The 17,870-nt window shown below is 37.6% G+C and carries 11 protein-coding genes; 6 read left to right on the top strand and 5 right to left on the bottom strand.

The genetic code is table 11. The annotated features are described in order from the left end of the window. The 3 genes from B3C16_RS14735 to B3C16_RS14725 all read right to left on the bottom strand — a co-directional run. A partial coding sequence (locus tag B3C16_RS14735; protein WP_291132940.1) for a glucosaminidase domain-containing protein occupies positions 1 to 423 on the bottom strand: 423 nt, incomplete at its 3' end. Continuing rightward, positions 416 to 1,318 carry a 1-aminocyclopropane-1-carboxylate deaminase/D-cysteine desulfhydrase gene (locus B3C16_RS14730; RefSeq protein WP_291132938.1) on the bottom strand — a complete coding sequence of 301 codons (903 nt, stop codon included), beginning with the start codon at positions 1,316 to 1,318 and terminating at the stop codon, positions 416 to 418. The genes B3C16_RS14735 and B3C16_RS14730, both read right to left, overlap by 8 nt. Before the next feature lie 112 nt (positions 1,319 to 1,430). Further along, complete coding sequence (locus B3C16_RS14725; protein WP_121314928.1) at positions 1,431 to 3,230, bottom strand: T9SS type A sorting domain-containing protein; 1,800 nt, start codon at positions 3,228 to 3,230, stop codon at positions 1,431 to 1,433. 549 nt (positions 3,231 to 3,779) lie between these two features. On the opposite strand from B3C16_RS14725, the gene B3C16_RS14720 reads away from it, so the two are divergent. Then, complete coding sequence (locus B3C16_RS14720; protein ID WP_291132935.1) at positions 3,780 to 9,116, top strand: GEVED domain-containing protein; 5,337 nt, start codon at positions 3,780 to 3,782, stop codon at positions 9,114 to 9,116. A 56-nt stretch (positions 9,117 to 9,172) separates the two neighbouring features. Here the strand turns inward: B3C16_RS14720 and B3C16_RS14715 are convergent, their stop codons facing one another. Together B3C16_RS14715 and B3C16_RS14710 are read right to left on the bottom strand one after the other, a co-directional pair. Then, the gene (locus B3C16_RS14715) at positions 9,173 to 10,945 is read right to left on the bottom strand and encodes a T9SS type A sorting domain-containing protein (protein ID WP_291132933.1); all 1,773 of its coding nucleotides are present in this window, start codon (positions 10,943 to 10,945) and stop codon (positions 9,173 to 9,175) included. A 62-nt stretch (positions 10,946 to 11,007) separates the two neighbouring features. Then, on the bottom strand, positions 11,008 to 11,769 hold the full coding sequence (locus B3C16_RS14710; protein WP_291132931.1) for a hypothetical protein: 762 nt from the start codon (positions 11,767 to 11,769) through the stop codon (positions 11,008 to 11,010). Between the two features lie 719 nt (positions 11,770 to 12,488). Between B3C16_RS14710 and B3C16_RS14700 the strand changes: the two genes are divergently transcribed. The 5 genes from B3C16_RS14700 to B3C16_RS14680 all read left to right on the top strand — a co-directional run bounded on the left by B3C16_RS14700 (position 12,489) and on the right by B3C16_RS14680 (position 17,850). Further along, positions 12,489 to 12,668 (top strand): DUF5522 domain-containing protein, encoded by a 180-nt coding sequence (locus B3C16_RS14700; protein WP_121311703.1) that lies wholly within the window; start codon positions 12,489 to 12,491, stop codon positions 12,666 to 12,668. A gap of 168 nt (positions 12,669 to 12,836) precedes the next feature. Continuing rightward, positions 12,837 to 14,819 carry a urocanate hydratase gene (locus B3C16_RS14695; protein ID WP_291132927.1) on the top strand — a complete coding sequence of 661 codons (1,983 nt, stop codon included), beginning with the start codon at positions 12,837 to 12,839 and terminating at the stop codon, positions 14,817 to 14,819. Between the two features lie 117 nt (positions 14,820 to 14,936). Beyond that, positions 14,937 to 15,470, top strand: a complete 534-nt coding sequence (locus B3C16_RS14690; RefSeq protein ID WP_121311705.1) for a DUF4136 domain-containing protein — start codon at positions 14,937 to 14,939, stop codon at positions 15,468 to 15,470. Between the two features lie 246 nt (positions 15,471 to 15,716). After that, positions 15,717 to 17,480 carry an aromatic amino acid hydroxylase gene (locus B3C16_RS14685; RefSeq protein ID WP_121311706.1) on the top strand — a complete coding sequence of 588 codons (1,764 nt, stop codon included), beginning with the start codon at positions 15,717 to 15,719 and terminating at the stop codon, positions 17,478 to 17,480. A 61-nt stretch (positions 17,481 to 17,541) separates the two neighbouring features. After that, positions 17,542 to 17,850, top strand: coding sequence for a rhodanese-like domain-containing protein (locus B3C16_RS14680; protein ID WP_121311707.1), 309 nt, complete (start codon positions 17,542 to 17,544; stop codon positions 17,848 to 17,850). The last annotated feature ends 20 nt before the right edge of the window (positions 17,851 to 17,870 follow it).

The following is a 17,870-nucleotide window of genomic DNA, read 5'->3' as shown; positions in this document are numbered from 1 at the left end:
GCATTTGATTCCAAAATGATTATTAGCCTGCATGCTTAACGGACCTGTTCCAGCACCTGATTCTAAGATAGCTTGTCCTAAAGTAACGCTGGCCGGAATTCCGGTTTTTTCCATATTTTCTTTGGCGATGGCTTTGTATTTATCTATATAAGCCAAGACCATTTCAGTAGTTACTCTAACTCTGGTTGTTGCTTCTAAAATCTCTGTAGAACTAGAATTGTTCGGAATAGTTGTGGTTGTTTTTTGCGCAACTGCTTCCGGTTTTTTAGGTTGATTTGGTCTGTAAATCGGTTTCTTGACTCTTTGCGCAACCGGAGTTGTTGCTTTTCTTGGATCAGGTTGTGACGTTCTGACTACTGATTGGTTTGAACCACAAGAAGCCACAAAAATCATAAGGAGTAATAAAAAAAATTTCTTAATCATAGGTTTTTATTTCGATTTGGTTTTTTTGTTTTAATAAGCGGTTCATGCCTTCAATTCCTTGCAAACCGCCAGTGTGAATCAAGAGTATTTTTGAGCCTTTTGGAAACCATTCTTTTTCCATTAAATCTAAAACACCATAAACCATTTTTCCGGTGTAAATCGGATCTAAAGGGATTTGATATTTTTGATAAAAATTATTGATGAATTGTACTAATTCCTGCGTGACTTTGGCGTAACCCCCAAAATGATAATCGGAAACCAATTCCCAATTTTGATTCTGAACAAATTTACGAATATCTTCCCTTAAAAAATCACCTTTCAAAGCAGGAAATCCCAAAACTTGTTGACTACTTTTTGAACAATTTATAATTCCTGAAATCGTACCACCAGTTCCTATTGCACAACAAATATAGTCGAAGATACCATCGGATTCAGTTAAAATCTCTTCACATCCTTTTATGGCTAAATCATTGGTTCCGCCTTCGGGCAAGAGATAAAAATCACCAAATTTCTCTTCTAATTTCAGTATAAAATCACAGTTGCTCTTTTGGCTGTAAACTTCTCTGGAAACAAACTCAAAAACCATTCCGAAATCTTGGGCTTTTTGCAAGGTAGGATTTTCAGTGATTTTGTCTCGCAACTCATCGCCTCTAATTACGCCAATGGTTTTAAAACCATTTTCCTTTCCGGCAGCAGCAACCGCTAAAATATGATTGGAAAAAGCACCTCCGAAAGTCAATAAAGTTGGCTTATTTTCATTTTTGGCTTGTGCCAAATTGTATTTCAGTTTTCTGAATTTGTTACCTGAAATATAAGGATGCAGCAAATCTTCGCGCTTGATGTAAAGCGAATAATCCGGGTTCTCGATTTCAATTTTTTGATTATAACTTTCCAAAAAGTGGTTTTTACTTTGTACAGTTCGACCTAAAGGTCTCGGGTAACAAAGGTACGAAACACTGTTCTCTCTCTCCATAAAAAAGCGATTATAAATCGCTTTTAAAAATTTCTTATTGGTTAGAAACTATGATTTTCTGTGCCATTTTCCGATTGTCATTAGTTACAACCTCAACCAAATAAACTGCTCCGGCCAAACCATTTGTTGAAAATTCGTAGCTGTTTTGAACCCCTAAATTTTGTTTGTCAAAAATTTGCTTTCCGGTGATATCGTATAGCTTAACCGATTTTAAATCTAATGCATTTGGGTTAGAAACCGTAAAAGTTTGCACCGCGTTATTTTGAAAAATAACCAAATCCGATTTTATATTTGACTCATTATTTAAGTTGGCATCTTTAAAGGTAATTTCGAATCGATTGTTATAAACACCGGTAGGCAAAACCACTTCGTAAGTACTATTTCTAATATCGTGATAAATATTATCTTGAGCATCATACATGAAAACATCCTGAGACTCATCAAAATTTGATATCATCGAAGCATCAAACTTGAAAGTAGCATTATTGGTAGATTTCACACCGACTGGAATTCTTTTGTTCACATCAAATGCTACGCCTTGAATAACAAATTTGCTGTTGTCTAAAAAGAAATAAACATCATTCGGAATAGTTTCTTCAACAGGCGATTTCGCATCGATTCCTCTATCAATACCATCAGTAGCTGTAGGCATTAAAACCAAAGCGATTTGTCTGGTAAATTGATTGTCCATTATAGTATTCAAACGTATCTGTGCGATGTGATTTATCGGTTCGGACTGAGTAACATTATTTTGACTATTCCCATTTCTTTCAAATTCAGAATAAGCGTCTGATTCTTTATAAAAAGTTCTGTGGCTGTTTTTTAAAGTTATGGATGTTGGTGATCCTGATGCAATTCCTCTAACCATAAACCCTTGCCCGACAGGAGCGTATTTTCTTTGAATTGATGTCAGTCCCGAAGAAGCGCCAACAGTATTTAAAGTTCCGTCAATATTATACGAATTGAAAGTAGCCGGCACATAAACTCCATATTCAGTTGGACTTATGCTAATCGGCGCATAGGTTCCATATCCTCCACGATAAGCTAACAGCAAATGAGAATTTACCGTTTTATCGTGTTCCCAATAATAGGCAATCCCGGTGCAATCAACATTAGAAGCATCTAACAAAAAAGCATTAACATGTAAAGCTGAAGGATAAGGATTTCCGGTTAAGGTGAAATTATCAGCAGCAACTCCAACCGTTATATTTCCGTCATTAGGTTTTCCTCTAAAATCGTATCTCTGAGCACTTCCGGGATTATTTAAAGCTACTTCTCCGACATTGGTATTATCACTTCCACTGGTTCCTTTCATGGTAAAACCTTGTCCGGCTTCAATATCTGTATTGGCTTCGGAATGTATCCATTGAGAATAAGTAGCACTAGACAAAAATCTCCAAATCCAATAAGTCGCTATTGATAATGAGCCATTATCTGAAACACCATCATAACCAGAAGAAAGCATAGTGGCAGGATTGCTATTAATTACAGACGACGGTCGATGTAACATAGTGATTCCAAAATTTTCGTTCCCATCTGAATTAGAAGCATTTCCAACAGGAGAACACCAATAATTATAATCATAATTATCGGAAGTTCCTTCTTGAAAAACAGACAAGACACCTTCCCCTTTGTTTAATGAAGTACTTGTGGTTCCTTGCAAAAATTGCCCTTCATTTCTTAGATAAACGTTACCGGCACTTTGAAGATTGACATCTTGATTTACAAAAACGTATCGATCTTTTACAAACATGTAGCTGTTAGAACTAACGTATAATTGAGCCAAAAGAACATTTGAAACGAATAAAATAAATACACAAAAAAGCTTTTTCATAATATAAACACCTTAAAAACAAGCATTAAAAATACTAATATATAAAAAAAGCATAACACATCAATAAATAAAAAACAAATCCTTTAACTCCAAATAGATTTCCTTTAATTAACAAGACCATTCTTAAAAATGACACTCTAAAACATTGAAAAATTATTTATTTAAAGCCAATGCTTTTTTTTGCAAACTTATTCTGTAGTTTTTATTCTAAGTTACTTCATATCAAATTAGTATTGAATACTAAATTATATTTTTAACTTTAACTTTTCTTTTTTACAATTATTTAATTATTTCTAAAAAAAAGATATAGCAAAAAAAATACAATAAATTGATTAACAGAATTTTATTTAGTTTTTTTCAATATAAACAATACAGATTTCGAATGTATTTTTGCAATTATTATTTTTGTGACATTTCATAAAATTAACTGAGAATATTTGCGCTTTATCCGTTAATTTATTGAGTTTTAATGTTTTTATTTAAACTATTTGCAAAATATTATTACTTTGCACCCGTATAAGCTTAGCATCTTATCATTAATAATTAAACATGAAACATAAATACTTTTTTTCAAATTCAGAATCTAAAATTTGTAGGTTTATTTTTTATTTTTCATTTCTAACAATTCTTTTGCATTCGGGCAAAGTACAGTCTCAAGGAGCAGATTGTTTAAATGCGACACTTTTAACTGTAAACGGCACAGCAGTAGGAGGAACTATATCCAACGCTGTTGTAAATGACCCGACTATTGCCACTGGTTGTTCAGGAGGCTCAACATCGCGAGATGGTTGGTATAAATTTGTAGCCACAAGTTCTATCGCCACTGTAACTGTGACTTCTACCAACAGACAACTAGTAATATACGCATATTCAGGGGCTTGTGGCTCTCTTACTCAGTTCAACTGTTCTAATACTAATACGACTGCAGGTCCTCAAACAGAAGTAATGAATTTAACCGGTCTTACTGCAACTAACACCTATCATATTAGAGTTGTTAATTCTAATAATAATGACATGAATTTAAGTTCAGTAACCGTCACCACTAGCCAATGTGACACTGCAGTGTCACTACCTTGCGGTACTACAAATCTTGCCGGAACTACTGTAGGCACAACTAACATTCCACATGGATTAGGATGTTCAATAAGTAATTATGGCAAATGGTACACTTTTGTTGGAAACGGACAAGCCACTACTATTTCATCTACGGCTTCATTTGACCATGAAATGTCAATTTCTTCGGGAAGCTGTGGGTCTTTTACCAGTATTGATTGCGTAGACAATAGTACTGCAGGAGAAACATACACATTCACCTCAGTAAACGGAACTACCTATTATGTTTATCTTGCACATTACTTATCAGGCTCAACCACAACCGGAACCTTCACCATTTCAAGAAGTTGTGTAGTACCGCCATCAAATGACGATTGTAGTACTTCTGTTGGTTTAACTGTAAACCCAACTGCTACTTGTACAACAAGTACAAATGGAAATACTTCCGGCGCCACGCAATCATCTACGAGCTGTGATGGAAACTCTGATGATGATGTATGGTATCATTTTACGGCTACCTCAACTAATCATGTAGTTACTGTTACACCAAACACACTTAACAATGCCGTTTTTCAAGTTTATAGTGGAAATTGCGGAGGATTAACCAACATAGCTTGTGTCAATACTACAACAGGTTCTTCCGTTGAAACAACAACTTTAAGCGGACTTACCATTGGCAACACTTATTATGTTAGAGTTCACAGTAACGCAAATACTATCGGATCACAGGGTTCGTTTGCCATTTGCGTGACAACGCTACCCAATTGTACAGCACCAAGCTCACAAGCGACAGGTTTTACAACAGGCACAGTAACTTCTTCAACCTTCCCGGCAACATTTTCAGGAACCGCAAGTGGCTATTTGGTGATACTATCTACTTCATCAACACCTCCGACTTCACCTTCAAACGGAACAATTTACGATGCTAATAATATTGCAACATTAGGTTCAGGTTTGACTTTTGTTCAAAGTAGTAATTCCACCTCTATTACAACGTCAGGCTTAAATGGCAATACCCGCTATTATTACTATATCTATGCTTACAACAACTCAAGTTGTATAGGAGGACCAATTTATCATTTATCAGCTCCATTATCCGGAAATGCTGTTACTTGTCCTGTTGCGCCCTCGCCAGTTTCTACAACTGCTACATTAACAAGTATCAATTTTAGTTGGCCAACATCAATAGGTGGTGGTGCCAATGCCGTAACATATACACTTCAAGTAACCACAGATGCCGGTTATACCTCAAACGTAGTCGGTTCACCATTCACAATAAGTAACCCAACTACATCTTACAACTTAGCAGGATTAACAGGAAACACCATTTATTATTATAGAATTAGAGCATCCAATGGTTGTAACAGCACTTATACTCAAGGCTCAACAACAACGGGATATTGCTCCGCAACTTCATATTATACAGGAGAATATATAGATAGTTTTTCAACTACTGGCGGTGTAGCGAATATTACCAATAACAGTACTGGGTTTTCTACATCCGGATATGGTGACTTTACAGGAATGACTGTTAGTCAATTACCTTATGGTACGATTAATTTTTCAGCCGATTTTTATTATGACTATTATGGTTTTTCTATATGGGTAGATTGGAATAATGATTTAGACTTTGATGATGCAGGAGAACGTGTTTACACCTCTGCTGGCACAGTATTAGATGCAACAGGTAGCTTTGCTGTTTCTTCGTCTGCATTACCTGGAAATTATAGAATGAGGATAAGAATAGACTATGATGATTCAAGTCCGGAATCTTGTGGTGAAATTAGCTTTGGCGAAACCGAAGATTACACTTTAACAATTTTATCGCTGCCTTGCTCGGGAAATCCTTCTGCAATAACAGCTTCTTCAATAACAACAACTACTGCAACAGTCTCTTGGACTCCGGCTTCACCTGCTCCGGCAAATGGTTATGACTATTATCTATCAACCTCTGCTACAATCCCAACAGCCGGTACAACCCCAACAGGGGATATAGCGGCCGGAGTAACTTCAGTAAATTTAACAAGTCTTATTGCCGGAACGAACTACTTCATTTGGGTTCGTTCAGATTGTGGTGGTGCAACCGGTCAAGGCATATGGATACCCTATACATTTTCTACTCTAATTGCCCCACCCATAACAACAGGGGCAACAATATGCCAAGGAGCAAGCACAATAATTTCCGCTACTGCTAGTTGTGCTGCTTCTACCAATTTAGGGAATACTATAAATGGTTCGTGGAACGCGGCAACAGATCCAATCGCGCTTCAGCCTCTAATTTTCATATCGAGTGAAGATCCTTGCGCTTTTGATACTGAAACCGCAAATTACACCACTCTTAACTTCCAGGTTAGTGTATCAGGCACATACGTTTTTGCCATGGCTGACACATCAGCTTATGATGGAATGGGGTATATCGTAACAGGTGGTTTCACCCCAGGAAGTTGCGCAACCGGAACATGGATAGCAGGAGATGATGATGGAGGAGCTACTTCTTTGGAGTCAGAAATCTCCGCAAACTTAACTGCAGGAGTTACTTACACTTTAATTACTACAGTTTATTCATTTAGCAACACAACCATTACAAATAATTACACTTGGAACATCACTGGACCAGGAACACTAGCATCAGGAACTAACGGCATACTTCAATGGTATACTTCAGCTTCAGGGGGAACTCCCATAGGCACAGGAACACCTTTTAATCCTGTTGGAGTATCCGGTTCAGGACTTTCAAACACCAACACACCGGGAACCTATACTTTTTACGCAGCTTGTTCTGCCTATCCAAGTATTAGAACTGCAGCGAATATTGTTATTCAAGGCCCAACAGCTGTTATTTCAGGAGCGGGTTCAATTTGTGACACAAGCACCACTATAAGTGTAGCCTTAACAGGAAATCAGCCTTGGAGTGTAACTTACACTGACGGAACTACGCCAACAACTGTATCCGGAATTACAGCAACTCCCTATACATTTACTGTTTCACCTACCACTACTACCTCTTATACTTTAACCGCTACAAGTGACAGTAATTGTCCTGCTGTAGCGGCTAACGTTAGCGGAAGTGCAATTGTCTCCTATGGAAAAACTTGGCTCGGCGGTTCATCAGATTGGAATGCAACTTCAAATTGGTCAGGAGGAACATTACCTACTGCAACAGATTGTGTAGTAATACCTGATACCGCAAACGATCCTATTGTTTCAGGAACTGGCTACAATGGTTTAGCAGGTTCGCTAACTGTTTTAGACGGAGCCGTATTAACCATCAATTCAAACAATAGCATAACCGTTACTGACTGGGTAAATGTCCAAGCCAATGGAACTTTCTTAATCAACAATAATGCGAGTTTAGTTCAAATAAATAACAATGCTAATACCGGTAACATTGTTTATAGACGGAATGCTTTTATCAGAAGTCTTGACTATGTTTATTGGTCATCACCAGTAGCCGGTTTCAACGTGAGTAATATTGCATCACCCTTGACTTCATGGGGAATTTATAAATGGAACACAACAGTAGTAAACCCTAACGGCGGTCAAGGCAATTGGGAAAATGCCGCCGGTAATACAATGATAGCCGGAAAAGGATATATCGCCAGTGGCCCATCAAGCTTTAGTTCTTCTACTGCGGCAACTTTAAATGGTGTTTTTACAGGAGTACCCAACAACGGAAACATAACCGTAGCTATAGAAAGAGGAAATGACACCAACACAGGGTTGCATTATGGCACTAATGGTGTTCAAATAACCAACTATAGTGACAACTGGAATTTACTCGGAAACCCTTACCCATCAGCTATTCGAGGGAGTCAGTTCTTGTTTGATAACAACACCAAACTTATGGGCAATATTAGACTTTGGACGCATGGAACTTTACCCACTGCGATTGCCAATCCGTTTTACGATTCTTTTGTTTATAACTATAGTCCTGGAGATTATTTGACTTACAATTTTACCGGCACCAGTTGCTGTCCAGCGGCAGCGGCGGATTTATTTATTGGCTCCGGACAAGGTTTCTTTGTACAAATGATTGACGGAACTGCCGGAAGTGACACTGTAACTTTTACAAATAATTTGAGAAGCGCCACTTACAGCAATAGTTCTTTTTACAGATTTTCTTCTAACACAACTAATAGTTCAAGCGGCAATAATGTTGAGAATTTAGAAAGAAACAGAATTTGGCTAGACATCATTAGCGCAACTGGTCAGTCTGAGAGAACCCTATTTGGCTATATTCAGGAAGCAACCATGGGCGAAGATAATTTCTTCGATTGCAAGACTCAAAATACCGGGAGTACACAAATCTACTCTTTAATTGATGATAGCTTGTACTCTATTCAAGGTCGCTCACTACCATTCAATATTTATGACGAAGTGCCAATTGGCGTAAACATTCCAAACTCAGGAATTTACACTATTGCCTTGGCAGCCATTGACGGTTTATTCAACGAACAAGATATCTACCTTAAAGATAATTTATTGAATATTACCCACAATTTAAAAGCCAGTCCTTATCAATTCTCCGCTTCAAACGGTTTGATTAAGGATAGATTCAAAGTAGTTTATCTTAACAACACACTTGGGAATCCTGAGTTCTCTACAGACAACAACGTCAGAGTTGTAATTAAAGATGTTGTAAGTGTAAGTTCTAACAATCTTCAAATGGAATCCATAATTGTTTATAATCTTTTAGGCCAAAAACTAGATACTTATCCAAACATCAATACCAATTATTTCACCCTTTTTAACTTGAGAAAAAACAATGCAGGTTTATTGTTAAAGATAAAATTACAAACGGGCGAAACCGTAATCCGGAAAGTGGTTTACTAATTTTTAAAATTTACTTAGAAAAACAAAAGACCTTACAAACTAAGGTCTTTTGTTTTTTATAAAGAGGTAATCATTACTTTTTGAACCATTCTCCTTTCATCACTTGCAGTTACTTCAATCAGATAAACACCATTACTCAATCCGCTGGTTGAAAATTGATAGTTTTCCCGAGAATCTAAATTTTCTTTATTGAAAATCAACTTTCCGCTTAAATCATAAAAACTAAGCGAACGCAATGCAATCGAATTTGGATTAGAGATGATCAGCATTTGAGCGCTATTATTTTGAAAAACACCAACATCAGATTTAATGTCGTTATTATTGTTATTCAAAGAATTGTCTTTAAATGTAATCTCAAAACGATTATTGTAAATTCCGGTTGGCAAAACTAGTTCATAGATGTTATTTCTAATCTCATGATACGATTCATCTTGCGCATCATACAGGTATATCGGTTGGGTTTCATCAACATTCAAAACCTGAGAAGCATCAAACTTAAAAGTAGCATTATTAGTTGATTTAACACCTAAAGAAATTCTTTTATCAACATCAAAAGCCACTCCCTGAATAACAAATTTTTCATTATTCAAAAAGAAATAAACATCATTAGGAACGTTGTTATCAACTGGACTTTTAGCATCAATACCAACATCAACTCCGTCTGTTGCCATTGGTACAAATGCTAATGCAATTTGGCTGGTATATTGATTGTTCATAATCGTATTGATATGAATTTGCGGAATACCAATCACTTCATTGGTCTCTGTAGTCAAATTACCCATCTGACGTTGAAATTGCGAATAGTCACCTTCTTTCTTATAAACGCGATACTCATTTTTGAGTGTCAAATTCCCGTCAAAAACACCCTTCACCATGAACCCTTGTCCAATAGGCGCATATTTTCTTTCCACACTCAATCCGGAAGAAGCTCCGGCATTATTCAACGTTCCATCTACATTATAAGTATTGTATGTTGCAGGAACATAAACGCCATCGGATTCCAAACTAATAGGCGAATAAGTTCCGTAACCGCCTTGGTACTCTGACAAAACATGCGAATTGACCGTTTTATCTTGTTCCCAATAATAAGCTACTCCATCACAAGCCGAATTAGCTTCATCCAATAAAAAAGCATTCACATGCAGTGCTGAAGGATAAGGATTTCCGGTCAGAGTAAAACCATTGGCCGCTACATTAACGGTGATATTTCCATCGTTAGGCTTCCCTCTGAAATCGTATCTTTGGGCATTTCCAAAATTATTCACTGCAGTTTCACCAACATCTGTAAGATCAAAACCACTTGTTCCTTTCATCGTAAACCCTTGCCCAGCACTTATATTGGTATTGGCACCGGAATGAAACCATTGCGAATAACTAGAGGAAGATAAAAATTTCCATATCCAATAACTCGCAATCGACAAACTTCCTGTACCGCTAACACCATTTAAACCACTATTCATCGTTGCCGGATTGCTCATTGTCTTTGAAATCGGCACATTTAACATGGTAATCCCAAAATCTTCATTGCCGGAATTCGTTGAAGCATTACCCACCGGAGAACACCAATAATTATAACAAAAATTATTGACGGTACCCTCTTGAAAAACAGACAATTTCCCAGTTCCTGTGTTGACTGAAGCGCTTGTAGTTCCCTGAATCAATTGGCCGTTATTTCTCAAATACAAATGACTTGCACCGTTAAGTTCAATTTTTCCTTTCACATAAATCAGCCTTCCCTTATTGTATATAAAGCTGTTGTCACTCACATAAAGTTGCGATGTAGACACAAAGGAAACAGATAAAAGTAATATGCAAAGTAGGTTTTTCATAATACACTTTTTTAAATATTTATAAGTTACAAAAAATACACTTTTGGGGGAAAGTGTATTCTTTATAAGCCTAGATAAATAAATCCGTTTATCGCTAAATAAGGGTTTTGAACCGTAACCGATTGCTGAGCAACACCTCCGTTGATAGAGGATGTTGTATGCGAATGCGAACCACTCGAAGTGGTAGAGCGACTTTCACTTGTAGGCCGAACTACTGATCCTAATGATATCCCCAAAACCGATGTTAACAGAGCACTTCCATCCGCTCCTGTATTGTGCGTATGATCTCCATTAGTACTAGTTGTCAAAGTAACATTGGGCAATTGATTCTGGTCGATAGTTACCGAAGAACTTCCTCCGATAGTATTAAGTGTTTTAGTATCACTAACACCAACAATGCTTTTATCAGCAAGATTAGGCAGGTTAGTTCCAATACCTAAAGCGGTAGCGGCAGCTTGTTGATTGACAGTCAAACTACTTTTAGCTCTTCCGTCTAACAAAACCCATCCATTGTGATCACCCGTTTGAAAACCATGTTTGACATCACCAAAATTGTAAACCTGAGCATACATCGGCTTCCAGTCAGAACCGGCATAAAAGCAATAAGTATTATTGGAAGTTAAAAAAATAATTTGCCCGGATCTATTTCCCGAGGAAGGCAAAACACTTACCTGTGGAATAGCGATGCCCGCTTCGGCGGTTGGTGTGGCAGGATCTATTTCTCTTACATCTAAAGTAGCAACTGGTGTGTCAGTACCAATTCCTATTTGAGAATGAGCCTGAAATGATAACAAGATTAAGGTCAAGTAAAGATTTTTTTTCATGTCTTTTAAATTTAGGGGTTAATTCAAAAGGTGGTATTTAAAACTTACAGCCCAATTATTGCCGAATTAAAATAGGAGATTCATTTTTTGAATATTTCATTTTAGCAAGCTTCAATTGGCCTATAATTTTCTTTCTGATTTCTTCAACAAACCTACAATATAATATTTAATGAAACAAAAATAATGTCGACAAATTGCGATTTTTATAGTTTAATTACATTATTTTAATTGCAATATGCACCATTTCTTACTTCTTAAAACAACTTAACTTCCATTTTTGTTTAACTTTGCGAATGTCAAATTCACAAATACAATCTATTACTAAAGGAAAAATCGAACTATGAATTTATAAAAAAAGAGGTGTTTAAAGAAACTTTAAAAACGAAAACAACTTACGCTCGGACAAATAAATTATATTGTTCTCGTTCTGATAAGCTTCCTTTTCAAAGGAAATAGATCTGTAGGCAAGATGTCTATTTTTCAGCAATGAAAGTCGGATCAAAAACTCCAGTCCATACCAAATAAAAAAAGGCAAAACCAACAACTCCAATTGCTGGCGCAAATGAATCTTTTCATGATTCATTAAAGTCAAATCGCTTGTACTTTCCCGATACTTAAAAACCACAAACGGAAAAACAGTCAGTCCTCTGAAACCTTTTGGAATTAAATATTTCGAAACGATTATAATCATTACTGATAAAGTCTTTAAATTTGTGCCTATGAACGAGCAAAATAATGAAAATAAATTAATCGAAGGCGAAGATTATTACTTAACACCCGAAGGTTACCGATGTTTCACCGAAAAATACCATTTAAAACGCGGCTATTGCTGCCGAAGCGGTTGCCGTCATTGTCCGTACGGATTTGATAAAAAAACAGGAACAATTAAAAAAAAGTAAACAGTGTTCAGTCGCAGTGTTCAGTAATAAAAAAAATGGCGTTCCCTTTCAGGTCGGGCTATCGGCTTTATCTCTTCGAGGATATCGCCTCTATCCCTAACGCAACAACTTAGAAACACAAAAAAAACTCAGAACCTTAGTCCCTCAGAACCTCAGCAACTAAAAAATATGACTTTCCAAGAACAAATACTACAAGGAATCCCAACGGTTTTACCAAATCCAAAACCTTACGAACCCGAAATCAATCACGCACCCAAACGCAAAGAAATACTCTCTGATGACGAGAAAAAATTAGCGTTAAAAAATGCCTTACGCTATTTCGAACCGCATCACCATGCGACTTTAATTCCGGAATTCAAAGCCGAACTGGAAACTTACGGTCGCATCTACATGTACCGCCTTCGCCCCGATTACAAAATGTATGCGCGCCCTATTTCAGAATACCCGGGAAAATGCGAACAAGCGAAAGCCATCATGCTGATGATTCAAAACAATTTGGATTACGCCGTGGCACAACACCCGCACGAGTTAATCACTTATGGCGGAAACGGAGCGGTATTCCAGAACTGGGCGCAATATCTTTTGACCATGAAATACTTGTCCGAAATGACCGAAGAACAAACTTTAGTCATGTATTCCGGTCACCCAATGGGATTATTCCCATCGCATACTGAAGCACCAAGAGTCGTAGTGACCAACGGGATGGTCATTCCAAATTATTCCAAACCGGATGATTGGGAAAAAATGAATGCGTTGGGCGTTTCTCAATATGGTCAAATGACCGCGGGAAGCTATATGTATATCGGTCCGCAGGGCATCGTTCACGGAACAACCATTACGGTTTTAAACGGCTTCCGAAAAATAAAAAAATCGCCAAAAGGCGGTTTATTCGTGACTTCTGGACTTGGCGGAATGAGTGGTGCCCAACCCAAAGCCGGAAACATAGCAGGCTGCGTAACCGTTTGTGCCGAAGTCAATCCAAAAATTACACACATTCGCCATTCCCAAGGTTGGATCAACGAAGTAATTGAAAAAATAGAAGATTTAGTACCAAGAGTTAAAAAGGCATTAGACAATCAAGAGGTAGTTTCGATTGCTTATTTAGGAAATGTCGTTGATGTTTGGGAACGCTTTGACCAAGAGAATTTACACATCGATTTAGGTTCCGACCAAACATCACTTCACAATCCTTGGGCTGGTGGTTATTATCCTACCGGATATACTTTCGAGGAGTCCAATGATTTGATGGCGAATAATCCGGAGAAATTCAAAGAAGAAGTCCAAAAAACACTGCGCCGTCACGCCGCAGCCATCAACAAACACACCGCCAAAGGAACTTATTTCTTTGATTACGGAAATGCATTCTTATTGGAAGCTTCTCGTGCCGGAGCTGATATTATGGCAGAAAATCACATCGATTTCAAATACCCAAGTTATGTGCAGGATATCATGGGACCCATGTGTTTTGACTACGGATTCGGACCATTTCGATGGGTTTGTGCTTCAGGAAATCCGGATGATTTAGCCAAGACTGACAAAATTGCCTGTGATGTTTTGGAAGAAATGATGAAAAACTCCCCTGAAGAAATCCAACAACAAATGGCCGATAACATCCAATGGATTAAAGGCGCACAAGAAAATAAACTAGTCGTAGGTTCACAAGCTAGAATCCTTTACGCCGATGCGGAAGGTCGAATCAAAATAGCCGAAGCTTTCAACCAAGCGATTGCTCGTGGCGAAATTGGTTACGTAGTTTTAGGTCGAGATCACCATGACGTTTCCGGAACGGATTCTCCATACAGAGAAACTTCCAATATCTATGACGGTTCCAGATTTACTGCTGATATGGCGATTCACAACGTTATCGGAGACAGTTTCCGTGGCGCAACTTGGGTATCGATTCATAACGGCGGCGGTGTTGGTTGGGGCGAAGTTATAAATGGTGGTTTTGGTATGGTTCTTGATGGTTCAAAAGAAGCGTCAAGACGTTTAGAATCAATGCTTTTCTGGGATGTAAACAACGGGATTTCCCGAAGAAGTTGGGCCCGAAATGAAGGTGCCATTTTCGCTATTAAGAGAGCGATGCAGACGCAACCTTTATTAAAAGTTACCATCCCTAATATAGTTGATGATGGATTGTTAGAATTTTAGATTATTGGACTGACTTAGACAAGATAATCATGATTAATTTCGAATCTAACAATCTAAGATCCGAGACCGAAGGTCGAACAGAGCGAAGCTAAGCCTAAAATCTAAAAAAAAACAAATATGAAATCAATTAAAATTTTACCGTTACTCCTACTCTTTGTTCTCGCATCGTGTAGTTCCATCAAAGTGAATTCCGATTATGACAAGCAAGTAGATTTTGCACCTTATAAAACTTATGCTTTTCACAAAACCGGAATTGACAAAGCCGAGATTTCCGATTTGGATAAAAAACGAATTCTTCGCTCTATTGACGAAACCATGGAAGCCAAAGGATTTTCTAAAAGCGAAACACCAGACTTATTAGTTTCTTTTTTTACTAAGGAAAGAGAAGAAGTTAATGTAAACCAATTCAATGCCGGCTGGGGTTATGGCTGGGGCTGGGGTTGGAATCCTTACTTGTGGGGCGGAAACACTTCTGTATCGAGACACACCGAAGGAACACTTTACATCGATATTATTGATGCCAAGAAAAAAGAACTGATTTGGCAAGGTGAAGGCGAGGGTGTTTTAACCAAAGACACCAATAAAAAAGACGAAGTGATTAAGGAGTTTGTGACTAAAATATTAGAGCAATATCCACCGCAGAAAAAGTAGGCAGTGTTCAATATTCAGTTGGCAGATTAAGCTATAAACCGTAACCAAGACGTTACGGTTTTTTTATTACGACAGATTTTCCTAGCCCGGATTGCAATGGCATCCTTTTTCTTTGCAAAAGAAAAAGATATAATGGAAAGCCGGATTAAGCTCCTAAAAATATTGCTGTTCAAAGTTTTTTATGATTTTTATCACACTTGTTTGTCCTAAGATTTGTAAATTTACGAACACAACAAAACCAGATTTATGGAAGCCCATTTTGAAAGCAACCCTTTGATTGACAGATTACCAAAGCACTTGAAACAGTTTATCAAACCGCAAGATTATGACGATTACACTCCGATTAATCAGGCTGTTTGGCGTTATGTGATGCGTAAAAATGTAGATTATCTTTCAAAAGTTGCCCATGAATCTTATTTAGAAGGCTTGAAAAAAACCGGTTTGGAAGTGGATAATATTCCGAACATGTATGGCATGAATCGTATTTTGAAAGAAATCGGTTGGGCTGCCGTAGCTGTGGACGGATTTATTCCACCCAATGCATTTATGGAATTTCAAGCGTATAACGTTTTGGTGATTGCTTCAGACATTCGTCAACTAGAACACATCGAATATACTCCGGCTCCGGACATCATTCACGAAGGCGCGGGTCACGCTCCTATTATTGCCAATCCGGAATACGCGGAATATTTGCGTCGTTTTGGGGAAATTGGTTGTAAAGCCATTTCGTCTTCGCGCGATTATGAAATGTATGAAGCGATTCGTTTATTATCTATCCTAAAAGAAGCGGAAGGAACACCTGCCAGCGACATAAAGAAAGCCGAAGACCAAGTCGAGTTTCTGCAAAATAACATGGGAGAACTCTCTGAAATGTCCCGCATCAGAAACCTGCATTGGTGGACTGTAGAATATGGCTTAATCGGAACGGTTGATAACCCAAAAATTTATGGTGCCGGTTTGCTTTCCTCGATAGGCGAAAGTGCTTGGTGCATGACAGACAATGTCACCAAAATCCCTTATGATATTTCGGCAGCAGACCAAAGTTTTGACATTACTAAACCGCAACCACAGTTGTATGTAACGCCTGATTTTGCTGAATTAAGTTTGGTTTTGGAAGAGTTTGCTAACACGATGGCATTGCGTACCGGAGGTTTATCTGGTATTCAAAAATTGATTAATTCCAAGTCATTAGGAACGATTGAATTGAGTACCGGAATTCAGATTTCAGGTTTGTTTACCAATGTTATTGAACATGAAGGAAAACCGGTTTATGTGCAAACTAACGGCAAAACTGCTTTGTCCTATCGTGAAAAAGAATTAGTAGGCCACGGCACACAATACCACGCGGAAGGTTTTGGTTCTCCAATTGGAAAACTAAAAGGCATCAACTTGGCGATTGAAGATATGAGCCCAAGAGATTTAAGAGCTTATGACATTTATGAAGCCGAAAAAGTGACTTTAGAATTTGAAGGCAACATTACCGTTACCGGAGAAATTATTACCGGTTCAAGAAACCTTCAAGGCGAAATCATCATCATTAGTTTTAAAAATTGTACTGTAACACACAACGATATTGTTTTATTCCAACCTGAATGGGGTGTTTATGATATGGCTGTAGGCAAAAAAGTAACTTCTGCTTTTTCAGGTCCGGCTGATGTGAATAGTTTTGACATGGTTAATCATGTACCTTCAAGTCATACTATTAAAGCTAAAAAATCGCCTGAAAGGGAAGAATTAGAAGGCTTATACCTCAACATCAGAAACATTCGCGAAGGAAAACCTGCGGTAATTTCAATCGAAAAAACATTTGATATTCTAAAAGAAAAGCATCCTAATGATTGGTTACTTGGTGTTGAAATTGCAGAATTTTGCGATAAAACCAATAATACTACTTTACTTCATGATGTGTTAGTACAACTCGAAAAAGTAAAACAAAATCGTCCAGAAATTGCCCATTTAATCTCGGGCGGACTGGGGCTTTTTTTAGAAAAAGTAAGTTTACAGCACTAATGTAACCTTTGTTACTGCGAAACAAATCTCAACCAAATACCTTTGCTGAAAAAATTACAATATGGGACTATTAAGCATGTTTGGTTTAGGAAGCAAATCAGAAAGTATTCAAGATTTTGTAAACAAAGCCGCTGTTATTATTGATGTAAGAACCGTTGGTGAATTTCGTGACGGACACATCAAAGGATCTAAAAACATTCCGTTAGACACTATTAACGGTAAATTAAACGAAATCAAAAAATTAGACAAACCGGTCATTGTTTGTTGTCGCTCCGGAATGCGCAGTGCACAAGCAGTTTCAATCTTAAAATCTGTCGGCGTTGAAGTAATTAATGGTGGTGGTTGGCAAAGTTTGGAAAATAAGTTATAAAAAAAGCCACCTTTACAGGT

Source organism: Flavobacterium sp. UBA7682 (assembly GCF_002482945.1).
Taxonomy (GTDB): Bacteria; Bacteroidota; Bacteroidia; order Flavobacteriales; family Flavobacteriaceae; genus Flavobacterium.
Note: the sequence above shows the minus strand (reverse complement) of the source record. Positions and strands in the feature narration are given on the sequence as shown.